The sequence below is a fragment of the Nonomuraea sp. NPDC001699 genome (assembly GCF_053596455.1).
The window spans coordinates 51155-73054 of sequence record NZ_JBSFGF010000015.1; the positions used below are offsets into that span (position 1 = coordinate 51155).

The 21900-nt window shown below is 71.9% G+C and carries 19 protein-coding genes; 8 read left to right on the forward strand and 11 right to left on the reverse strand.

What is annotated here, in order from left to right; genetic code table 11:
- Nucleotides 1-169 precede the first annotated feature (169 nt).
- The 5 genes from ACWCSU_RS35150 to ACWCSU_RS35170 all read right to left on the reverse strand — a co-directional run bounded on the left by ACWCSU_RS35150 (nucleotide 170) and on the right by ACWCSU_RS35170 (nucleotide 6807).
- Nucleotides 170-2626 (reverse strand): glycoside hydrolase family 5 protein, encoded by a 2457-nt coding sequence (locus ACWCSU_RS35150; RefSeq protein ID WP_449940803.1) that lies wholly within the window; start codon nucleotides 2624-2626, stop codon nucleotides 170-172.
- 175 nt (nucleotides 2627-2801) lie between these two features.
- Entirely contained in the window at nucleotides 2802-3011 is a 210-nt protein-coding gene (locus tag ACWCSU_RS35155) for a serine dehydratase beta chain (protein WP_449940805.1), read from the reverse strand.
- On the reverse strand, nucleotides 3008-4018 hold the full coding sequence (locus tag ACWCSU_RS35160) for a TolB family protein (RefSeq protein ID WP_449940808.1): 1011 nt from the start codon (nucleotides 4016-4018) through the stop codon (nucleotides 3008-3010). The genes ACWCSU_RS35155 and ACWCSU_RS35160 overlap by 4 nt, the downstream gene beginning before the upstream one ends.
- A complete protein-coding gene (locus ACWCSU_RS35165; protein WP_449940811.1) occupies nucleotides 4015-5274 on the reverse strand; it encodes an MFS transporter in 1260 nt (419 codons plus the stop codon). The genes ACWCSU_RS35160 and ACWCSU_RS35165 overlap by 4 nt, the downstream gene beginning before the upstream one ends.
- Before the next feature lie 69 nt (nucleotides 5275-5343).
- A complete protein-coding gene (locus ACWCSU_RS35170; RefSeq protein WP_449940813.1) occupies nucleotides 5344-6807 on the reverse strand; it encodes an alkaline phosphatase family protein in 1464 nt (487 codons plus the stop codon).
- A 212-nt stretch (nucleotides 6808-7019) separates the two neighbouring features.
- Here ACWCSU_RS35170 and ACWCSU_RS35175 point away from each other — a divergent pair, with 212 nt between their 5' ends.
- Nucleotides 7020-8003 (forward strand): helix-turn-helix domain-containing protein, encoded by a 984-nt coding sequence (locus ACWCSU_RS35175; RefSeq protein ID WP_449940815.1) that lies wholly within the window; start codon nucleotides 7020-7022, stop codon nucleotides 8001-8003.
- 79 nt (nucleotides 8004-8082) lie between these two features.
- Here ACWCSU_RS35175 and ACWCSU_RS35180 read toward each other — a convergent pair whose 3' ends face one another.
- Nucleotides 8083-9066, reverse strand: coding sequence for a helix-turn-helix domain-containing protein (locus ACWCSU_RS35180; RefSeq protein WP_449940816.1), 984 nt, complete (start codon nucleotides 9064-9066; stop codon nucleotides 8083-8085).
- Nucleotides 9067-9124: 58 nt separating this feature from the next.
- On the opposite strand from ACWCSU_RS35180, the gene ACWCSU_RS35185 reads away from it, so the two are divergent.
- Entirely contained in the window at nucleotides 9125-10348 is a 1224-nt protein-coding gene (locus tag ACWCSU_RS35185; RefSeq protein ID WP_449940819.1) for an MFS transporter, read from the forward strand.
- On the opposite strand, the gene ACWCSU_RS35190 is transcribed toward ACWCSU_RS35185, so the two are convergent.
- A complete protein-coding gene (locus tag ACWCSU_RS35190; protein ID WP_449940820.1) occupies nucleotides 10345-10572 on the reverse strand; it encodes a hypothetical protein in 228 nt (75 codons plus the stop codon). The two genes, ACWCSU_RS35185 and ACWCSU_RS35190, sit on opposite strands and share 4 nt — an antisense overlap.
- Nucleotides 10573-10872: 300 nt before the next feature.
- Nucleotides 10873-11463: a helix-turn-helix domain-containing protein gene (locus ACWCSU_RS35195; RefSeq protein WP_397043125.1), complete on the reverse strand. Its 591-nt coding sequence runs from the start codon at nucleotides 11461-11463 to the stop codon at nucleotides 10873-10875.
- 73 nt (nucleotides 11464-11536) lie between these two features.
- Between ACWCSU_RS35195 and ACWCSU_RS35200 the strand changes: the two genes are divergently transcribed.
- The 3 genes from ACWCSU_RS35200 (at nucleotide 11537) to ACWCSU_RS35210 (ending at nucleotide 14119) form a co-directional block, all read left to right on the forward strand.
- A complete protein-coding gene (locus ACWCSU_RS35200; RefSeq protein ID WP_449940822.1) occupies nucleotides 11537-12700 on the forward strand; it encodes an MFS transporter in 1164 nt (387 codons plus the stop codon).
- A gap of 136 nt (nucleotides 12701-12836) precedes the next feature.
- Nucleotides 12837-13169: a PadR family transcriptional regulator gene (locus ACWCSU_RS35205; RefSeq protein WP_357701430.1), complete on the forward strand. Its 333-nt coding sequence runs from the start codon at nucleotides 12837-12839 to the stop codon at nucleotides 13167-13169.
- Nucleotides 13166-14119: a hypothetical protein gene (locus ACWCSU_RS35210; RefSeq protein ID WP_449940823.1), complete on the forward strand. Its 954-nt coding sequence runs from the start codon at nucleotides 13166-13168 to the stop codon at nucleotides 14117-14119. The genes ACWCSU_RS35205 and ACWCSU_RS35210 overlap by 4 nt, the downstream gene beginning before the upstream one ends.
- A 102-nt stretch (nucleotides 14120-14221) precedes the next feature.
- Here the strand turns inward: ACWCSU_RS35210 and ACWCSU_RS35215 are convergent, their stop codons facing one another.
- Both ACWCSU_RS35215 and ACWCSU_RS35220 read right to left on the reverse strand, forming a co-directional pair.
- Nucleotides 14222-14812: a GNAT family N-acetyltransferase gene (locus ACWCSU_RS35215; protein ID WP_449940826.1), complete on the reverse strand. Its 591-nt coding sequence runs from the start codon at nucleotides 14810-14812 to the stop codon at nucleotides 14222-14224.
- A gap of 232 nt (nucleotides 14813-15044) precedes the next feature.
- A complete protein-coding gene (locus ACWCSU_RS35220) occupies nucleotides 15045-16430 on the reverse strand; it encodes an MFS transporter (RefSeq protein WP_449941039.1) in 1386 nt (461 codons plus the stop codon).
- A 67-nt stretch (nucleotides 16431-16497) separates the two neighbouring features.
- Between ACWCSU_RS35220 and ACWCSU_RS35225 the strand changes: the two genes are divergently transcribed.
- The gene (locus ACWCSU_RS35225; protein ID WP_364095001.1) at nucleotides 16498-17232 is read left to right on the forward strand and encodes a helix-turn-helix transcriptional regulator; all 735 of its coding nucleotides are present in this window, start codon (nucleotides 16498-16500) and stop codon (nucleotides 17230-17232) included.
- 129 nt (nucleotides 17233-17361) lie between these two features.
- The gene (locus ACWCSU_RS35230) at nucleotides 17362-17892 is read left to right on the forward strand and encodes a hypothetical protein (RefSeq protein ID WP_449940827.1); all 531 of its coding nucleotides are present in this window, start codon (nucleotides 17362-17364) and stop codon (nucleotides 17890-17892) included.
- 49 nt (nucleotides 17893-17941) lie between these two features.
- On the opposite strand, the gene ACWCSU_RS35235 is transcribed toward ACWCSU_RS35230, so the two are convergent.
- Nucleotides 17942-18382, reverse strand: a complete 441-nt coding sequence (locus ACWCSU_RS35235) for a hypothetical protein (RefSeq protein ID WP_449940829.1) — start codon at nucleotides 18380-18382, stop codon at nucleotides 17942-17944.
- Between the two features lie 200 nt (nucleotides 18383-18582).
- Here ACWCSU_RS35235 and ACWCSU_RS35240 point away from each other — a divergent pair, with 200 nt between their 5' ends.
- Nucleotides 18583-21879, forward strand: a complete 3297-nt coding sequence (locus ACWCSU_RS35240) for a WD40 repeat domain-containing serine/threonine protein kinase (protein WP_449940831.1) — start codon at nucleotides 18583-18585, stop codon at nucleotides 21877-21879.
- The last annotated feature ends 21 nt before the right edge of the window (nucleotides 21880-21900 follow it).

A 21900-nucleotide genomic window follows, 5' to 3' on the forward strand; every position in this document is an offset into this window, starting at 1 on the left:
TCAAGCTATGCCGACCGCCCCTCGGGGTCAAATCTCTGCGTGCTCGTCCCGATCGCTCACGGGTGGCAGCGCACTGCGGCGGAAGCGTTCGTGACGGTCAGGCAGGCCAGGCGCAGAGCCGCCGGCGACCGTCGCGCCGGTCGCGACGGCGCCGAAGGCGGCGTGGCCGTCATCGGGTGCCCTCGGCGGGGGCCTGGGCGGTCAGGTCGTAGGGGCCCGTGGTGCAGCCGGTGATGCGCCAGCCGCCCGGCGCCTGCCGGGCGGCGACGTCCTTGAGCCCGGTGCCATGGACGGACGGCCGGGCGTTGCCGGGGAACCAGACGTCCAGGCCGCACCCGCTGCCTTCGCCTCGGGCCGTGAGGCTCGTCCGGTCCGACGTCAGGCCGGTCAGGCGGCCGGGGGCGGAGCGGGGGTAGGGACGCGAGAGCTCGGTGACGTATTCGGCGGGCGGGGGCAGGTCCTTCCCGGTGGCACAGTCCTCGATCATGAGGTTGCCGCCGGTCCTGGAGCCGGCGTCGGCGTGGGCGTCGCCGCAGGACTGCTTCCAGACCCAGAACGCGCCCCCGATGCGGTGCCGATCCTCCTGGTCGGTGTATCTCGCGATCGGGGCCGAGGCGGGGTCGCCGAACCAACCCCACTCTCCTGACCAGAGCCCGGCGCCGTAGTACCGCGCCGCCCGGCTCGCCAGCTCGAAGCCGCGCTCGATGCTCGTGACGGTGACGCCGGTGCCCTGGTCGATGGTGATGGACTCGTTGTAGAGGTGGGGAGCGAAGACGAGCAGCCGGTCGTCGGTGAAGTCCTTGGGCACCGAGACCTCGAAGCCGAGACCCGACCAGAGCACGGACGGCTCGAAGAAGATCAGGTGCGGAAATCCGCGCCGCTCGCCCGCCCTGATGGCCTTGATCGCCCGGTCGTAGTAGCGGCCGAGCAGGACGCCGGAGGTGATCGGCGGGGCCTCGCCGAAGCCCGGCTCGTTCAGCAGGTCGTATCCGGCGACCATCGGCTCGTTCGCGAACCGCTCCGCCAGCATGCCCCAGGCGGCGACCAGGCGGGTCTGGATGCCGTCCCTGTCCTGGTAGAAGTTGGTGAAGGCGCGGGCGACGGCCGGTGAGATGTCGCGTCCGGTGAACTCGCACCTGGGGGCGCCGTCGAAGCGGTCGGCCCAGGTGGGGGCGCCGTCCCAGCCGTGCATCGGGGAACCGTTCCGGCAGGTGGTTCCGGGGGCGGCGTCGACGCCTTTGCCCCACGCGTCCTGGTGCATGTCGATGACCGTGCGCATGCCATGCCGGGCCGCGGTCTCGACGGCCCAGGAGATCCTGGCGAGGTAGGCCGGGTCGTAGTGGCCGGGCCGGGGCTCCAGCGCCGACCAGGACAGAGCCAGGCGGATGACGTTGAAGCCCATCCGCTCCATGCCGGCGAAGTCGGCCTCGGTGAGCGGTCGCGTCACCGCCTTGTCCGGACGCCTCTGGAAGTAGTCTTCGAGCTGGTTGACGTTCACGCCCCGCAGCAGCACCTCGTTGCCGTCGGCGTCGACGATCCTGCGGTCGGCCGAGAGCCCCAGAGCCTTGGTGCGCGGTGGCGGTGCGGCGGTGGCGCCGGGCTGCAGGAGCGGTAAGGCGAGCGCCGCCGCGGCCACGACGACCGCCGTCCGGACCGGTACGGAAGAGGCGACGCCCTTGCGCGGCGGGAGAAGGCCGGTTCTTCGTACCGGCTGGAGGAGGGCGACGAGCGTCGCCGTCCCGAGGGCGAGGAGGGCGCCGAAGGAGAGCGCGGGGGCGAGGCGAAGCATGATCGCCGGGGCCCAGAACAGGTCGCCGCCCGCCAGGTCGCCGGAGATCCCGATGCCCACCTCGACCAGGCCCAGCGTCGCGGCCGCGCCCAGCGCGGAGAGTCCGGCGACGACGGCCCGGGGCGAGTTAGTGGCGCCGAGCCCGCGGTTCAGTGCCCAGGTCAGCACGCCCAGCAGAGCGACGGCGGCCAGGCAGCCCAGCGGTCCCGCCTCGGGCGCTGGGGCCAGCGGGGAGTCGCCGATGGCGTACCCGACGGGTGAGCCGCCCCACCACACCCGGCCGACCGACGCGGCCAGGACCACGGCCACCCCCGCCGCCGCCCATCCGGGCCCGGAAGCCCGCGGGAAGAACGTCCCCGCGGCCGCGGCGGGGTTGGCCTCCGGCCCCGGGGACGGTGAAGAGGCCGACGCGGGAGGAGGTGGGGCGAGGCGGCGGTGCAGGAGCTGGGCGAGCCAGGCGGCCACCAGCACCGGCAGACCGAAGATCGCCGCCTTGACGCCGGTGAAGCCGGTCGACCACGCCAGGTAGACCACATCGCCGAAGGCCATCACCAGCGACATCACCAGCTTCGCCGCCATCGCCGACCACACCACCGCGCCCCAGACCAGCAGTGCCGTACGTAGCGGGGCACGTCCGCGCGCGACCGTCCACGCGAGCACTCCGACCCCCGTCAGCAGCAGCGGCACGTAGACGGCCGGCGCGGCCACCTGCCAGAGCCCGGCGACGGGCAGCAGATCGGCGCCGGTCCAGGTGTACGGCGCGGCCAGCCCTGACGGGTCGAACGCCGCCCCCACCGCGATGACGGCGGCCAGCACCACGACGGCGATCGGTGACAACCAGCGGTTCCTCATAGTGTCGGCGACCATACATGAGCATTGCTCATAAAAGAAGGGCTGAGAACCCTGACGGCACCGGGTCGTGCTCGGCGGTGATGTCCGCGCCGGTCCTCGCAGAGGACGCGGACGCGTTCGTCGGCGGTGGTCACGTCCACGGTCGCGGGCTCTTCGCTCATCAGGCCGAGGAGCACGGCTTGCCGGTGCCGTGCCCGAGCCCGGTGACGGCCGGCGAGCCGAACAGGTCGATCCGCGCGGAGGCGACCCGGTCCAGCGCGCCGGAGCCGGTCAGGCCGGTGGCGAAGAGGCGGGCGGCGCGCATCGGTCCCACGGTGTGCGAGCTGGAGGGGCCGATGCCGATGCTGAAGAGGTGGAACGCGCTGATCACTGGGCCTCCGGGCCGATGGCGCCGCCACCGAGGGCGGCGGGGGACGCGGCGTCGGGGATGAGAATCCGCGGGGTGCCGGTGCCGTCGGCGGGGGCCGTCCAGACGTCGGCGTGCTCCCGTCCCCGGGGGAGGGCGTAGGCGACGGTTCGTTGGTCGATCCAGGCGGCCTGGTCGTCCACGCTGCGGGTCTCGGCGAGCGGGGTGATCCGGCGGGTGGCCAGGTCCAGCACCGACAGGCGCCAGCCACGGGCCGGATCGCCGCCGAGCGCGGACTTGAAGGCGATCCGGGTGCCGTCGGGGGAGAGCGAGGGGCACTCGACGTTGTCCGTCAGGGCCCGCAGGCGGTGGCCGTCGAGGTCGCCGAGCACCAGGTAGCGGTGCCCGGCGGTGGACATGGTCGCGTAGAAGCGGCGGTCGTCGGAGGTGAAGGTGACGCCCCAGAAGTTGAGGTCCCTGGCCCGGTACGGCCTCCCGTCCACGGTGACCGGCCAGTCCTCCAGGGTGGGGATCAGCTCCTGGGTACGGGTGTCGAGGATGCCGACGCGGGTGGAGAAGCGGCCGCCGTTGTAGGAGTCGCCGGTGACGAAGACCGTCCAGGTCACCAGCCGGCCGCTGGGCGAGACCCTGGCTCGGTTGGGCACGCCGACCAGGGGGATCTCCCTGACCGTCCGGAGCCGCGCGTCCAGGACCGCGAGCTGGTACGTCGTCAGCCCGGGGTCCACGCGCAGGCACAGCCCGGTGCTGCCGGCCGCGTACAGCCTGGCGCACGACAAGGTGGAGACCGCGCGCGCTCCGGCGGGGTCGCCGGCCGCGACGGACACCAACCGGCCGGAGCTGCCGACGGCGGTGCTGAGCGCCACCAGCCGCGGCCCGGGGACGAGCGAGACGCTGTCCGCGGCCATGGCCTGCGAGGACGTACCGGCCGCTCTGGCGATCACGATGGACCCGGCCGCCAGGACGGCGAGCCCGGCGATGCCGGCGATCAGGAGCCGTACGCGGCCGGTCACGGCGCGTCCTCCACGGTCGTGCGGCGGCCCGTCAGGAGGGCGGCCGTGGCGGTGGCGGCCACGGCGGCGGCGACCGCCGCGGCCCCGGTCGCCGCGGCGCTGCCCCAGCTCGTCCAGGCGAGCCCGAAGGCGAGGGAGGAGCCGAGGTAGGCCAGGGCCTGCACGGTCTGCACGCAGGCCAGCCCGGTGGTACGCAGGTCCGCGGGCAGGAGGGGACCGGCCAGCGCCATCAGCACGCCGTCGGTGGCGGCGTAGAAGGCGCCGTAGCAGCAGAGCGCGGCCACGGTCACGAGGGCGGCCGGCAGGGCGCTGCACAGCAGCAGGTAGACGGCCAGGAGCGCGGCGTACCCGGCCAGCAGGACCGTGCGGCGGCCGTACCGGTCGGCCAGCGCGCCGAAGGGGGCGGCCAGGAGCAGGTAGACGAGGTTGGTGCCCACCGGCAGGAGCGGGAACCAGCCGGTCGGCATGGACTGGCGGGCCATCAGGAGCAGGTAGACGAAGCCGTCGCCGATGGTGGCCAGTCCCAGCAGGCCGGCGGCGTAGAGCAGCCTGCGAACCCCGGCGGCCCGCAGCAGGCCGCCGGCGGCGCGGAGGGTGACGGCGGAGGCCGCAGGCCGCCTGTCCCGGCGGTCGCGGGCGAAGGCGGCCAGGACCAGCAACCCGGCGACGGCGACGCAGAAGCTGGTCAGGAACAGCGCGTCGAACGCGGCCGGGGTGGCCGCCCCGACGGCCGCCAGGACGCCGAGCGCGGCCAGCGGCCCCGCGAACGCGCCCATGCTGTCCATCGCCCGGTGGATGCCGAAGGCCCGGCCGAGCAGCGGCTCGGGGACCGACAGGGTGATGAGCGCGTCGCGCGGCGCGGTACGCAGCCCCTTTCCCGCCCGGTCGGCGACGATGACGGCGCCGAGCGCGGGCATCGAGGCGCCGGCGGCCAGCAGGCCCAGCTTGGCCAGGGCGGAGATGCCGTACCCGGCGGCGGCGACGGCCTTGCGCCTGCGCAGGCGGTCGGCGACGTAGCCGCCGGCCAGCCGCAACAGGGCGGTCGCGCCGGTGTAGAGGCCGTCCATCAGGCCGTAGGCGGCGGGGCTGAGGTGCAGGGTGAGCACGAAGTAGAGCGGGAGGACGGCGGTGACCATCTCGGCGGAGACGTCGGTGAGCAGGCTCACCGTTCCCAGGACGACGACGTTGACGCCGATGGCGCGCAGGCCCCGGCCCGCGCTGCCTCCGGGTGGCCGGTCGATGGTGGACAGGTACACGGGCTGGTTCGCCTCCTCGGTGGCGGTGGGGAAGGCCCCCGCCGGGCGGGCGGCGGGGGCCTGCTCGGGTCAGCCCTGAGTGATGGACAGGTCGTCGATCTGGGCTTCGAAGAGGCTGGCGGTGCCGGCGTCGGCGGCCTCGACCGACAGCCGTACCGTGGTGCCGGCGTAGGCGGACAGGTCGGCGGTAGCGCTCTGCCACGCCCCCGCCGCCTCGGCGGCGGCGCCGGTCCGTTCGATCAGGGTGGGACCGCCCGCGACGCTGATCCGCAGGTGGTCGTCGGCGCCGGAGTTGTCACCGTGGGCCAGGTTGTAGGACAGGCGCAGGGTCAGCGGGCCGGTGGCGGGCAGGGTGATCTGCGGGGAGGAGGCGCTGGTGGTGCCGCCGTCCAGGTCGTTGTCGCCGTAGGCGGCGCCGGCGGCCGCGCCCGTGGTCAGGGCGTGGGCGCCGGAGGCCGCGGTCAGCTGCTTGACCTGATCGCTGTGGGTGGACGTGGTCTGCTGCGGCACGCCGCGCTCGAACGTCCCCGCGGTCGCCGTGTCGGTCCCGGACGCGTTGACCTGCCAGCCCTTGTCGGACTCGAAGTCGTCGGAGAAGACCGTGGTCCCGGGGGCGGAGGTCGTCCAGGCGTCGGTGACGGGTGACTTGCCGGCCGCGTTGCCGAGCGCGGGCAGGCCGTACATGTCCTCGATGGTGCGCAGCACGTTGTAGTGGTTGATCTGGGTGGTGGACTGGTAACCGGCCTTGACGTGGGCTCCGGCGAAGACGGTGTAGATCTGGTTGACGGAGGTGAAGTCGTCCTCGTCGAAGGTGGCGATGAGCAGGCTGTTGTGCGTCTTGGCCCACTGGACGTACCCGTCGAGTTTGCTCCTGGTCCAGGAGTCGCCGGTGCCGACCGAGCAGTCGTGCATGTCGTTGCACATGTCGGGGATGACGAACGAGACCGTCGGCAGCGTGCTGTAGTCACCGGGGAAGGCCGAGTACGCCACGTGGTACGCCGAGCCGCTCACCGTCGGGAAGTCCGCCCAGGGGGCGTGCTTGCGCCGGTACTTGCCGCTGCCGCAGCCGGTGTAACCGGCGCTGGGCAGGCCCTCGGAGTAGGCCTTGAACGTGCGGCCGGCGGTCAGGAGCTGCTGGCCGAGATTGCCGCCGCTCAGCGACTTGGGGCAGTCGTCGTTGGTGACGCCCTGTTGGGAGCCGGAGAACAACGCGATGTAGTTCGGCTGGCTGGGGTGGGTGACGCCGAAGGAGTTGGTGAACAACGTTCCCTGCGAGGCCAGGGAGTTGAGGTAGGGGGCTGAGGAGCCGCCCTTGATGGTCGAGTAGTTCTTGTTCTCGAACATGACGATGACCACATGGTCGAACTGCGGGACGGCCGCTGCTGTGGCCGCGGTGGCGGGCAGGGTGGCGGGCACGGTGGCGGGCAGGGTGGTGGGCACGGCGGCGTCCGCCGCCGACGGTGCGGTGAGCGCGAGCGCGGCCAGCAGCGCCAGGGCGGGCACGCGGGCTGGGACGGCGATGCGGGAGTGCATGACACCTCCGGGAGGGGAGCGGGGTGCGTGTCGTGTCCGGTGTACTCCCGTCCGGCGCCGGGTGGTGGCGACCCCTCGCCAGTGGCCGGAATGGGCACGGCCGTCCCTCGGGGGACCGGCCGCCCGCGCGCGCGGAGGTGGGTCCTGCGTGATCGAACCCCCGCATGACAGGATTTGCCCGGCCACGTCAAACCGGACGTGAAGGGATCCTCATGAGCGACGACGACCTGCTCGCGCACCTGCGCCGTCTCGGGATGGCATCGCGGGAGGCCGAGGTCTACCTGGCCATGCTGCACACCGGCCGGACCAGCGCCGCGGACCTGGCCGAGCACCTGGGCTGGAAGCCCGGCGCGGCCGAGTGCGCCCTCGGCCGCCTGGTGGACCTGGGCCTGGCCGCCGCCGACGGCCCCGGACGGTCGGAGGCCACGCCGGTGGAGCCCACCGTCGCGCTGGACCACTTGTCCCACGCCAGGTCGGCGGAACTCCAGCAGGCCCACACCGCGGCGGTCAACGCCTACCGGCACTACCGGCGTTCGGTGCGCCCGCAGGCCACCGACGACCTGGTCGAGGTGGTGACCGGGCCGCGCATCGTCGAGCGGATCCACCACATCGAGGGCACGGTGGAGTCGCAGGTGCTGCGGTTCGACTCGCCGCCGTACCACGTGCGCGTGGGGGCCAACCCCACCGAGGTGCGCAACCTGGAGCGCGGCGTGGAGTACCGGGTCGTCTACTCCAAGTCCGCGGTGGAGAACGGCCTCTACTACGCCGTCAACATCCGGCCGTGCATCGCGGCGGGCGAGCATGCCCGGGTGCTGCCGACCGTCCCGGTCAAGCTCACCGTCTTCGACCGGCGGCTGGCGATCGTCTCGATGTCATTCGTCGAGGCGGAGGTCAACGACTCGTTGCTGGTGGTGCGTCCCTCCAGTCTGCTGTCCGCGCTGGCCGGGCTCTTCGAGACCTCGTGGCGCGCGGCGTTCCCGATGCATCTGAGCGACCGGGTCCCGGCCGCGTTACGGCCGATGCACGTACGGATCCTGGAGCTGCTCGGGACCGGGATCACCGACGACACCATCGCGCAGCTGCTGGGCATCAGCCGCCGCACCCTGTCCCGCAACCTGGAGCAGCTCAACCAGCGCGCCGGCACCGTCACCCGCTTCCAGCTCGCCCTCTACGCGGCCCGCAAGGGCTGGATCTGACCCGCAGGACGGTGGGCGCGGTCTGGACGAGCTGGAAGCGGGTGATCGAAGAGCAGCCCCGGGCGGTACGTCGTTCTGCTCAGCCCTCTCCAAGGCCGGCGAGCAGGTGACCGGCCTCGGTGCGTCGATAGACCACACGCCGACCGGCCCGCGTGCCGACGACGAGGTCCGCGTCGCGCATGACGGCCAGGTGGCCGCCCACGGTGCCAAGTGACAGGCCGAGGTGCGCGGCGAGTTCGCTGCTCGTCGCGGGGTGTTCGAGTTCGTGGAGGATGGCCGCCCGACCGGCGCCGATGAGCCGCTCCAGCGACCGGGCGCGCGGGGAACGCGCCGCACCGTCGGCGGATCCGCGGGCCGGATAGACCAGCGCGTACGACGTCGGCGGCGCCTCGCACAGCCACGTGCCGCTGCTCAGCACACTGACCGGGACGAACAGCATGCCCTCGTCGCCGACGACCCGGTCAGGGGAGTCCTGGTCGCTGAAGCGGATGGCGTCATCGCCGACCCAGGCGCTGCGGCGGCTCATGTGCCGCAACGCGCGCGGCCACCCGTAGGCGGCCAGCAGCCCTGCCCGGTAGGTGACGTCGCGTTCCAGCAGCGCCCGCCGGCGCGGCCAGTCGGGGGCGACATGAGCCTCCCACACGTACGTGAGCAGGTCGGCGGTACGGGCCGCCCAGCCGCGTCCGGTCAGCCAGGTCAGATCGTGCCGCTTCCAGCTGTGCGCCACCGACTCCTCCAGCTCGGCTCGCACCTCTTCGTCGGACATCCGCGCGACCGACGCGAGCTCGCTCTCCAGAGTGGTGCGCATGCCGCCTGCGGGCGGGATCACCACGTGGCTCGGCAGCCACTTGGTCGAGCTCAGCAATCCGACCAGGCCCTTGGCGAAGGGATCCGCCTCCAGGTGGGCGCGGAACGCGCCGCGGTGGAGGCCGTACCAGGAGGCCAGCCACGGATCGGTGCAGGGCTTGTCGAGCACCATCAGCGATCCCAGCGTCTCGGCGAGCGGGGACAGCGCGAACCGAGACCGCGACAGAGCCAGGGTGCTCAACCGCAGCAGTGTCATCTTTCGCCTCCTGCCGAAACGATAGTGTCCGGTCCGGTACGTCTGCAGACTCCTGCCCATGCTCTCAGCCCTTCTGCGACAGACCGATTTCCGCTGGTTCCTCTCCGCGCAGGCGGTGTCGCTGCTGGGCAGTTCGATGGCGCCGGTCGCGCTGGCGTTCGGGGTTCTGGACGCCTCGGGCAACACCGGCGACCTCGGTGTCGTCCTGACCGCCTACATGGTGCCGCTGCTCGCCTTTCTCCTGGTGGGCGGGGCCGTGGCCGATCGCCTCCCGCGCCGGACGGTTCTGGTGGCCGCCCACCTGGGCTCCGCTCTCACCCAGGGCGGCGTCGCCGCTCTGCTGCTCACCGGGAGGTACACGCTGCTGCCGCTGGCCGCGCTGGGGTTCCTCAACGGCGCCCTCGCCGCGTTCACCACGCCGGCCCTGCGCGGCATCGTGCCCCAGCTTGTCTCCAGGGACCGGATACGGCAGGCGAACGCCCTGCTGGGATCGGTGCGAAACGCCACGAAGATCCTCGGGCCGAGCCTGTCCGGGATCGCGGTCGCCGTCGTCGGCGGCGGCCACGCCATCGCCTTCGACGCAGTGACCTACCTCCTCGCCGCGGGATGCCTTGCCCGCCTGTCCCTCACCGCGGCGCCGGCCTCGCCCGCCTCCGGGATCCTGGCCGACATCCGCGACGGCTGGACCGAGTTCCGCCGCATCCGCTGGGTGTGGACGGTGTCCGTGTGCTTCTGCGTGGTCAACCTGGTTCAGGTCGGCACCTGGCAGATCCTGGGGCCTGTCCTGACCAGGCGGCTCAGCGGCGAGGAGACGTGGGGGTTCGTGCTCAGCGCCCGCGGCGTCGGCATGCTGGTCATGAGCGCGCTGGTCTACCGGCTGGTGGTCAGGCACCTGCTGCGGCTGGGCCAGCTGATGAGCGCGCTCGGCGCAGTCCCCCTGCTCGCACTCGGCGCGCACCTGGACGCCCTCTGGCTGATCGCGATCGCCTTCGTCGCCGGACTGGGCTCCTCGGTCGCGGCCGTCAGCTGGGAGACCTCATTGCAGGAGCACGTTCCCGCACACATGCTCTCGCGCGTCTCGTCCTACGACGACCTGCTGTCCTACATCGCGATCCCCATCGGCCAGCTGGGCGTGGGACTGCTCGCCGACAGGTTCGACGGCTATCAGGTGGCCGCGACCGCCGGCATCGTCTACGCCGCGGCGGCCGTGCTCCCGCTGGCCTCCGCCGCCGTACGCCGGCTCCCGCACGCCGAGGACGACCATGCCCTCAGCAGCCGCTAGAACACGGCTCGGTGTGCCGGCAGAACAAACCGACTCGGCCCGGGTTCGGTGGAGACCACACGCGAGCCCCGGCTCTCGCGGTGGTCCAGCGCATCGACGATGAGCGCCCGGGTCTGGGCGGGGCTCGGCGCGGAGGTGAGCCCGATGACGTCGATGGAGCGTGCCCGGAGCTCGTCTTCGTCGAGTACGGTGTCGGCGCCGCTGGCCATTCCGTAGATGCTCACACGCCCGCCATCACGCAGGGCCCCGACCGCCTCGGTGCCGATCCGGCCGCCAAACGGGTGTTCCTCCGGATGACCCTCCGCAGGGCAGGGCGGTCGACTGCTGGTCGGTCGAGCTCCGCTTGTAGACCAGGTTCGCCACCTGTGGGCACCTTCCGTACGGAGGCTTGGAGCCGGAGTCGCGGAATGTCCGGGTTCATTGGACGCGTGGGACAGGCCCGTCATCGTGGAGCGTGACCCGCCGGCGCTTTGCGGGCCGTCGGGACGGATCGGGGCACCGCGGGGTCACGCCAGACCGTCGGATCAGCCGGGGACGAGGCCCGCGTAGCGAGGGTCTCGGGCGCCCGCATAGACAACGACCATCGTCAAGTGGGCCGGTTCCGGGCCTTGGCTGCTGTAGGCGTGCGGGCGGTCGCCCCGCATCCGGAGCGCGTCTCCCGCGGCGAGTTGAAAGAGTGCCCCGCCGACGGTGACCGCGACGCTGCCCGAGTGGAGCTGCAACAGTTCCCGGGTGCCGGGCGGATGCGCGGGCGTGGAGATCTTGTCGCCGGCAGGCAGCCGGAACTCCCAGAGCTCGGTGAAAGGCGGCTGGCTGTCGTTGATCAAAAGCCTGGTGCGGCCTTCGGAGCGAACCACGGCGTCGGCGGCACGGGAGACGCGGCCGAGCTCCTCCGGGGGCTCCACCAACTCGCCGATCGAAACACCGAGCGTGGCGCTGATCCGAGCGAGCGTCGCGATGCTGGGGTTGGTGCGCATGGTCTCGATCTGCTGGAGCATGCCGCGGCTGACGCCGGACCGTGTGGCCAGCTCTTCCAGCCGCCAGCCTCGGTCTTGACGTGCGGCGCGCAGGTTTGCGGCGAGGGTGTGGCCTACGGCCTCGGCGGGATCGGTCATGGCGCAATGCTCCCCTAGAGTGCAAAATAGTGCGACTATGACACAAGATACTGGTCGCACCGAGCGTCGAGCGGTGCGGCGGCTGCTCGGCGCCAGCTTCGTGGACTTCCTTGGCTCAGGGCTCTTCCTGGCCTTCTCGGCCGTCTACTTCACCGGCGTGGTCGGGCTCGCCGCGGGCCAGGTCGGGCTGGGCATGAGCATCGCGGGGGCCGCGGCCATAGCCGCCGCGATACCGCTGGGCCGGGCGGCCGACCGCTACGGTGTCCGGCGGGCACTGGTGCTGGTGCATGCCCTGCGCGCTGCCGGAACCGCCGCTTACGCCTTCGTCGGAGACTGGTGGGGGTACCTCGTGGTCGTCACGATCATCACGGTCGCCGACCAGATCGCGACTGCGCTGACCCAGGCGTACGTGGCGGAGATCGTCGAAGGAGACAGCCGGGTAAAGGTGCTGGCCTCGTATCGGACGGTGATCAATCTGGCGATCAGTGTCGGCGGTCCACTCGGGGGGCTGCTGGCCGGCACCGGTCTCTTCCGGACCATCATCCTGGCCAACGCGGCAGCCTATCTGCTGGTCACCGCGGCCTTCGCCACCCTGCCCCAACCGGTTCGAACCGAAGAGCCCGCCCCGGTCCGGCGAGGCTTGGGCGTGCTACGTGACCTGCGGCTACTCTCGCTGGCTGGTGTGGATGGCGTACTGCAGCTCTGGCAACCGATCCTCAACCTCGCCTTTCCGCTGTGGCTCGCCCAAGCGACCACATTGCCGGACGGTTTACTCGGGGTGCTGTACGCCATCAACACAGTCCTCGCGCTCGCCTTTCAAGCTCTCATTGCACGCCACATCACGAGCCTCAGAGCTGCGCGGCGATGTCAGCCCGTCGCTGCGGCATTCGCCGCGGCTGCCTGTCTGTTGTTCTGGTACGCGGCCCAGTCGATACCTCTTGCACTCTTCTGTGCTGCGCTGGTGATGCTCACCGCGGCGGAATTGATCGCTGTCCCCGCGTCCTGGACATTGTCGTACGCCTTCGCTCCGGATGATCAGAGAGGCGAGTACCTGGCGGCGTTCGGCATGGGTCGCTCGGTCAGCCGCTACGTTCTCGGCCCCGTCCTGATCACCGGCATGCTCCAACTGGTGGGCGGTTGGACCTGGGGCGTCCTGGCGCTGCTCTTCGTCGCCGCAGGCATCATCGCACCCCTGGCCATCAGGTACGCAGATGCAATGCGGCCGGCCGCAAGCTGACCGATCTCTGCCCGGCCGCACGGCCGGCAGGCCGGCCATGCCTTTCACGGAGACGTCGACATGTGATCCGTTCTGCCCCCTGAACGGTTGCGACGATCGCTCGCCCATAGACAGATGACCGGCATATATTGATCACATGAGGCAGATGCAGGAGCCGACCTTCCTGATCCTGACCGCGCTGGCCGCCGGTCCACAACACGGGTACGGCGTCATCACCGACGTGGAGCGCATCTCCGAGGGCCAGGTTCGCCTGCGCGCCGGCACCTTGTACGCCGCTTTCGACCGGCTCCAGGAAGAGGGCCTGATCACCGAGGACCGAGAGGAGATCGTCGACGGCCGGGTACGCCGCTACTACCGGCTGACCGGCGACGGCGCGGCGAGACTGGCGGCGGAGGCCGAGCGGATGCGCAGGCACGCCAAGGCTGCCACCGCACGCCTGCGCGCGATCGGCTCGGGAGGCGCGGCATGAGCCCGCTCGAATCCCGCTACCGGCGGCTGCTGGCCTGTTATCCCCGCGACCACCGGGCGCGGCACGAAGCGGAGATGTTGGGCGTGCTGCAGGCAGGGGCACGGCCCGGACAGACCCGCCCGGACCTGGCTGACGTGGCCGACCTGCTGCGGGGCGCGGCGCTGGTGCACGCCCGGCGGGCCTTCGGGCCGGTCTCGGCGGGCGCCTGGCGCGACGGGCTGGCCGTCGCCGTGGCGCTGTGGCCGTTCCTGATGCTGGTCTCCGAGGTGGCGACCGTGTCGCTGCGGGCGGCCGAGTCCCTGCGTCATGGCGCGGCCTTTCTGGAGCAACCAAGCTCGATCCGTTTCCTGACCGAGCCGGCCCTGGTCGCGGCCCTGCCCGCGCTGGCCGTGCTGTTCGGCCGCCGGTGGATCGCCGTGCTCGCCGTGCTCGCCGTGGTCGCGTTCGCGCTGCGTCAGGCCGGCCATCCGGGCCCTGAACTGAATCTGGACCTGCTGTTCCTCCCGAACCACGGTCCCCTTCTGATGGCCGAGGTGATGGCGCTGGTCATCGCCTTCATGCCGGTGGCCTACCGTGCGGTCGGGCTGATCCCCCGGGGCGCCTTCCTGTTGTGGGGGCCGCTCGCCCTGGTGGGGCTCATCGCCAGCAAGGCCGTCGTGCGCGCGCGCTGGGTGGACGCGATCGCCGGCCACCTCAGCACGAGCTGGAAGCCGGTGCCGTGGCTGATCGTGGTCGCGCTGGCGGCCGGGTACGCGTGCCGGTCGACCGTGGGTCGGCGGGCGGCGCTGCTGCTGTTCCTGCCCGCAGCGGCCCTGGGCGACCTCGGGGACCTGCCGTCGGTGCCCACCTCCACGGCCCTTGCCCAGCTCGGGTGTGCGGTCCTGGCCTTCGCCGCCGCGGCTGCCCTGACCCGGCGGCGGAGCGGTCAGAGACGAGCCCCGGCCACTTGAGGAAGAACGTCCAGCGCATCAACGACCAGGCAGCCTGGAACGGCCCTCACCTTGTACGGCCCGCCGGCCACCCCGCTGCCCTCGGTCGTCACGATCAGCCCTTCAACGCGCAGGGCCTGCCGTACGGCCATCGGCCCGCCTGGTCTGCTCCCATTCCGGGGCAAGAATCGAATGCACGACGGAGTCCCGCCAACCGGATGCGAGTTTCAGGTGCCCGCGGATGACGCCCTCCTCGACCATCCCCAGCTTGCTCATGACCCGCCCGGACGCCTCGTTGACCGGGCTTCGCGCGCCCCAGATGCGGTGGACGTCGAGCTGCTCGAACCCGAGCCGCAGGAGCAGGCGTACGACTTCGGCGCCCAGCCCCTGCCGCCACCGGTCCGAGCGCAGCGCGAACCCGATCTGGGCGCTGTTCTGGAGCGGATGGCCGAGGTCGATCGAGAGGCGCGCGTACGCGACCAGCTCGCCGCCGTCCGGCAGCACCGCGGCGAGGGAGTAGTCCGTCCGCGGTTCGTTCCGGGCCGACTCGACCACGCCGGCGATGGCGCCTTCGACCTGCTCACGGTTCCGGGGCTCGAAGCTCATGTGCTCGGTGACCCGCGGGTCGCCGTAGATGGCCAGAAGCCCGTCAACGTCTGTCGGGACGAATTCCCGGAGGGTGAGCCTCAGGGAGGAGAACGTTACCGGGTACATGGACGCCGACCCTACTGGCCGGCCTGCGCCGCGCAGGACCGCGCCGGGCAGGGCCAGGGGGATGCCCGCGGGCGCTCGAACGTAGCAAGGCAGGCTGCCGAGCAGGAAGGCGGTTGGGAGCGCACCGCCCGCGAGGATCCGGCCGCCCAGCTTCGTGCCGCCCAATCCAAGCCGCAGGAGGAGACCGAAGGGGAATCCAACATCCCGCCGCTGCAGGCTCGCCTGGTCGCGGTCACCTTGGCCGATCAAGCCGGTTCAGCGCTGGACGCGTTTCCCCGAAACGTTCCGTCTTGGACGTACCAGCTGGCTGCTGCGGGGCGCCGGCACGCGAGGGCAGCAGCACGGCGATGAGTACGGCGCCGAGCGCCACGCAGACCGCGCCCGCCATGAGCCCGCCTGAGTAGCCCATGACGGCCAACGCGGCCACCCCGATGGCACCGCCGATCTGCTGGACGGAGGTGAACAGGGCCGAGCCGAGACCGGCGTCCTCCTCGGTGGTGCCGTCGACCGCGGCCACCGCCATGACGGGCAGGCTCAGCCCGTTGCCCACGCTCAGTATGAGCATGCCGGGCAGGACGTGGGCGATGTAGGAGTCGCCCGCCGCCACGCCGGACAGCAGCAGCAGGCCGGCGATGTTGACCAGGAACGCCAGCAGGAGCGCCCAGCGTGTCCCGATCCTGAGTGAGACGCGGGAGGACAGCCACATGCCCGCCAGGATGCCGGCGCCGTAGGGCAGGTAGGCGAGGCCGGCCAGGAGCGGGCTGTAGCCCAGAACGGTCTGCACCTGGATCATCAGCAGGAACGACATCGCGTACATCGCCATCGAGAACAGCAGGGTCGCGCCGCCCGCGACCGCCCGCGTCCGCGAGGCCAGGAACGATGCGGGCACCAGCGGTGCCGCCGCCCGCGACTCGGCCACCAGGAACGCCGCCCCCAAGGCAGCGGACAGCACGACGGCGCCGATGGCGATCGGGTCGCTCCATCCGGTCTCTCCGGCCCGCAGCAGCCCGTACACCAGCGACACCGCGGCGCCGGTGACCAGGACCGCGCCGGGAACGTCGAGGCGGCGCCGGCCGGGCGCGCGGGACTCGGGGACCAGCCGGGGGAGCAGCGCCAGGGCCACGGCGACGACGGGCAGGTTGATCAGGAAGATCCCGCGCCAGGACACCAGATCGGTCAGCGCCCCGGACAGCACCAGGCCCGAGGTCCCGCCCAGGGCCGCGATACCGCCCCAGATGCCCAGAGCCTTGGTTCGCTCCGCCGGCCCCGGATACAGCAACGTGATCATCGACATCGCCGCCGGGCCGGCCATCGCAGCACCGCCGCCCTGCACGAACCGTCCGATCACGAGCTGCCCCGGTTCCTGCGCGAGCCCGCAGGCCAGGCTGGCCACCCCGAACAGCGCCACCCCGATGAGGAAGACGCGGCGACGGCCGAGCAGATCAGCCAGCCGGCCGCACAGCAGCAGCAGCCCGCCGAAGGCCAGGAAGTAGGCATTGACGACCCAGGGCAAGCCGGACGCGCTGAAGCCCAGCTCATCGCGGATGCTGGGCAGGGCCACGTTCACGACGGTGTCATCGAGCACGAGCATGAACTGAACAAGACACAACACAATCATCGGCACCCGACGACGCTATGACCCGCCACATTTGGCCACAATCCGCGATGAGGCCAGACTATGTCGCATGGAGGACATGAGCGCGATCATCGTCGGCCACTTCCCGCTCGCCTCGGGGGAATGGATCCCCCCGCACAGCCACACCCACCACCAGCTCGCCTGGACCCGGCGCGGCGTCCTGAGCGTCGGCGTGGGCGAGGTGTACTGGGTCCTGCCTCCCACCAGGGCGCTGTGGCTGCCCGCGGGTGTCACCCATGCCACCGGTGCGACCCGCGACGCGGTGTTGTGCAGCCTGTACCTGGCGCCGGAGCGCTGCCCGCTGGACTGGCCCGAGCCGACGGCGGTCGGCGTCGACGGCTTGCTCGCCGAACTGATCGGGTACCTGGCCCGCACCGATCTCCCCGACGACGCGCGGCTGCGCGCCGAGGCGGTGCTGCCCGACCTGCTGCGCCCGCTGCCCACCCGGCCCATCGACGTGCCGCAGCCCACCGACGAGCGCGTCCAGGTGGTGGCGGCCGCCCTGCTGGCGCACCCGGCCGACCCGCGCAGCCTGGAGGCTCACGCCCGTGCGGCCGGCGTCAGCAGGCGGACGTTGACGCGGCTGTTTGCGCGCGACACGGGCATGAGCTTCGACCAATGGCGCACGCAGGTACGGCTACGCGCCGCCCTGCCGCTGCTGGCCGAGGGGCAGCCGGTGTCCCGGGTGGCGCACGACGTCGGATACGCCACGGCGAGCGCGTTCCTGGCGGCCTTCCGCCGTACGGTCGGCACCACGCCCCGGCGCTACCTGCTCAGTCGTTGACCTTGATCTCCCTCCTCGCCGGCCCGGTCTGGCGAACTTGGGCGGATCGCTGCATGCCTGTCTGCCAAGTGCTGCGGATTCGCGCTGCCCGGGAGGCCTGGACCCGGTGCTCAGCGCAAGTCGGAGAGAATGGCCTTCGTGCTGTCTCCCCGCGCGTCCCTGCTTCGCCGAACGAGGACTCTGGCAGTTCTGGAGTTCGTCAACATTCCGCTGATCGCCGGGGTGCTGACCGGTTTGCTGGGCATGCCCCTGACCGTAGCCAACTCGGCAGGGCTTGTGCTGGTCCTGGTCGTCCTGGCTGAGGGCGGTGTGTACTGGTGGTTGAAGTTCACCCAGCTCTCTTCGCGAGCACCCGTTCCGGCAGGGATGGCGATGTATCGCATGATTTCTCGGATCAATGTCTGCCTGCTGGTGGCGGGGGCCGTCGTGGTGGGTGCCGGCCTGGTCATGGGCGGTTCCGGCGCGCAGGTCTGGCCGGGGGCGGCGCTGGTGGTGTTCGCGCTGCTTGAGCACGTGAACTACTTCCATCTGCAGCTCATGCATGACACTCGCGCTGACCTGGGCCACTTGGTGAGGACCGGCCGCCTGCGCCGCTCGCATCTGGCTCTCGACATGGCCCGCGCTTCCAGGGAGCCAGGGGTTGGGAGCCTCCGACAATGAGGGTCATCCCAGCCGGCCGTTCCCCGGACATCGCCGGGCCGGATCCGGGTCAGACGAAGTGATGGTAGCCGGCGGCTTCGGCCTCCTTCTCCTTGCAGTAGAACCTGTGGTCGAACGGTGTCACCGAGTAGTACTCATCGCCGGGGACGTTGTAGCTCATGCCGAAGCCGTCGCCGATGACAGGCAGGCCGCCGCATCTGACCACGTGGTACGGGTAATGGGTCATCGTGTCGGTCAACGGCGTGACCGAGGCGATCGCATACACGACCACAGCCGCCACCAGCGCGCGCAGCCAGTCCGGCCGGAAGTGCAGCAGGGCGAGCAGGATCAGGCCTATGAGGTAGGCCAGCATGAACAGCCCCAGGTAGGGCACTGCGACATACCACCACGACCGCCCCCGTAACGCGAGGATCAGCGCGACCAAGCCCAGCGCGGGCAGGCCCATGACGTACGCGGCAAGCCACGCGCTCGCGCGTTGAAATGACCTCATGCGTGGTGTGATGATCAGGTTCGTGGGTTGGTTCTCAGGCAGGACCAGAGGATTCCCAGCCTGGACATGGCCGGCGTGCTTCCCAGGAAGGGGCCGACTCCCTCGGAAAGACGTCCTTCAAGAGAGAGCCGGCAAGCCGGTGCTCCGCAAATAGGTATTTTGGGCGGAACTTCGTCCGTGATGAGCGCATCAAACCCAGCGTGTTGATCGAAGGAGACCCTCAGCGGCTCGGTCGTTACTGGCTGGCCGGGCGGCTCGGCGCCGGCGGCCAGGGCGTGGTGTACGAGGCCTACGCCGAGGACGGCCGCCGGGTGGCGATCAAGGTGCTGCACGGTGATCAGGTGGCCCAGCTCGGCCGGGAGGCGGCGGCCGCCCAGCGGGTGGCCTCGTTCTGCACCGCGCCGATCATCGAGGCCAAGCTGGAGGGCCCGCGCCCCTACATCGTCAGCGAGTACGTGGAAGGCCCGAGCCTGCGCACGGCGGGCAGGACCTTCGCGGGCGACGACCTGCACCGCCTGGCCACCGCCATCGCGACGGCGCTGACCGCCATCCACGACGCCGGGGTGATCCACCGCGACCTCAAGCCCGACAACGTGCTGCTGGGCCCGGACGGTCCCCGCGTGATCGACTTCGGTATCGCCAGGACCGCCGAGATGTCGCTCACCGCGACCGGCGTGGTGAGCGGCACGCCCACCTACATGGCCCCCGAGGTGTTCATCGGCCAGCGGGCGGACGCCTCGGCGGACGTGTTCGCCTGGGGAGCCGTCATCGTCTTCGCCGCCACCGGCCGTGATCCGTTCCACGCCGAGAACCTGGGAAGCGTCATGCACCAGGTGTTGTCCGCCACCCCCGACCTGTCCGCGCTGCCCGGGACGCTGCGCCGGCTGGTCTCCTCGGCACTGTCCAAAGAGCCGGCCCAGCGGCCGACCGCCCGCGAGCTGCTGCTGGCGCTGGTCAGCGGCGACGGCGACCTCGACACCGCCCGCCTGCTCGCCCAGGGCGGCCACCGGGCCGCCGGGATCGGCGCGCAGGGGCACGATCCCGCGCTCGGCACGCTGGCCGAGCAGGCGTACACGATGCTCGATCCGGCCGAGCGCGAGCTGGTCCCCGAGGTGTTCCTGCGGCTGGTGACCGTGGACGAGGCGGGCGAGCTGTCGGCCCGGCACGCCGAGCTGGCCGAGCTCGTCGAGGGGCGGGGGCCGCACGAGGTGGCCGCCGTGCGGAGGATCCTCGCCGTGTTCGGCTACCTCCTGGCCAGGCAGGACGGCGGCGTACGGCTGGCCAGGCCGGCGCTGCCCCAGGCTTGGCCGCGTTACCGCCGGTGGATCGAGACCAACCGCGACGGCCTGGCCGTACACCGGCAGATCCTCGCCGCGGCGCGACGCTGGGAGACGGCGGGACGCCGGGACGGCGACCTGTTCCAGGGCAGCAGCCTGGAGAACGCGTTGGAGTGGGCGGCCACCGCCCGCCGCGACATCACCCTGTCGCCCGTCGAACGCGATTTCCTGTCCGCGGCGGCCGTCCTGACCAGGCGCAGGGCCAGGCGGGCCCGGCTGACGTCGCTGAGCCTGGGCGGGCTGCTGGTGATCGCGCTGGTGGCCGGCGGGCTGGCCGTCCAGCAGAGCGCGGTGGCCGACGACCGGGCCGAGCAGATCGCCGGGCAGCTGACCAGGTCGGAGGCGGCCAGGCTGGCGGGGGTGGCGACCGCGACGCGCGGGAGCGACCCGCACCTGGCGATGCTGGCGAGCCTGGTGGCCTGGCGGCTGGACCGGACGCCGGCCACCAGGGCGGCCCTGGTGGCCTCGCTGGCACAGCGCGAGACGGCGATGTTCCGCGACCCGTCGACCGCGGGCGACACGGTACGCACGCTCGGCGCCGACGGCCGCACGCTGATCAGCGCCGATTCCACCGCCACGCGCGTGTGGGACGTGCGCAACGGCCGGCGCCTGCGGACGCTCGGCATCCGGCCGGCCGAGCCGCTGGACAGCGTGACGCTGAGCCCGTCGGGCAAGGTGCTGGTGACCGTGACGGCCAGGCGCGCCACCGCGGTGGACCTCGTCAGCGGCAGGCCGATCAGCGACCACGCCTTCCCCACTGCCAAGGACTTCACGAACGAGTGGGTCGACGTGACGTTCGAGCGGGACGATTCCGTCCTGCTCCAGGAGGCTGACCGGCGTACCCGCTGGGACCTGCGAACCGGCGCGGCCAAGGCGCTCGGGCCCGCCCCCGCGGGCACGTTCAGCCGGGACGGGGTCTGGCGGGCCGCACGGCGCGGTCGGCTGCTGGAGCTGACCAACCTGCGGACCGGGGCGAAGGACTTCATCGGCGACACGGACGGCGCCGGCACCCAGGGCAGGTGGAACGGCGGCGCGGCCGTGTTCGGCCCCGGCCTCGTCGCGACGGTGGCCTCGCGATCCATCCAGTTCTGGCGCAGGTCGGACACGCATCTGCTCACCACGGTCCAGGTACGGGGGGACCAGGAGACAGCGCAGGGCGCCTTCGACGGAAGCACGTTCCGCTACCTGGTGGGCGACCAGGTCTTCTCGGTGGACGTGGCCGACCTGGCCACCAAGGACGACGATCACGTTGTGGGCACGGCGGCGCTGAGCGGCGACGGGCGGCTCGTGGTCCGCGACGGCGAGCTGTCGGCCGTCGGCGGGAGGAGCATCGGCGCGTTGCCGGAGGCGGAGTACGCGGTGTTCAGCCCGGACTCCCGTTTCGTCGCCACGTTCGGGCCCGGGGTGCGGATCGTGGACACCGCCTCGGCCGCCGTCCAGGGCACGTTGCGCACGTCGGCCGTCCAGGCGGCCTTCTCTCCCGACGGCACCAGGCTGGCCGTGGTCACCGAGAAGGGCGGGGTCGAGCTGTGGGACCGGCAGACCAGGCGGCGCGTGTGGTCGGCTGAGGCGGGCGCGGCGAAGTACGCGGCCTTCTCCTCCGACGGGCGGACGCTGGTGGTGGCGGGCGACCGCCTGCACCTGCTGGAGACGGCCGGCGGCAAGGCTACGGGGCCGGCGTTCGGCGGCGGCGGCAGGGACGCCGAGGGGGTGCGCGCATATTTCACCCGCTCCGGCAAGGCGGTCGTGGTGCTCGACGAGCGGCGCCGGATGACGGTCTGGGACGTGGCCACGCGCCGCAGGCTCGCCACCGCGCGCGGGTTCGGCGACCCCGCCGCCTACTCGCCGCGCGAGGACCTGCTCGCCACCCTCCAGGTGGGGGGCAGGGTGCGGCTCGTGGACGTGATGTCGGGCACGGACCTGGGCGCGCTGCTCGACGAGGGCGGCGGGCAGGACCCGGAGATCGGGCAGCCGCTCGACGTGGCGTTCACCGCCGACGGGTCGGCGGTGCTGACCGTGGACGGCAACGGCGTCGTCAGGCGGCACGCCGTGGGCGGGGAGGCGTCGGCGGCTGCGGTGTGCGCGAAGGCGGGCGGGCTGAGCGCGGCCCAGTGGCGGGTGATCGTACCCACGCTGCCGTACAGAAAGGCGTGTCCCTAGCGTCGGGGTCCGGCTGGCAGG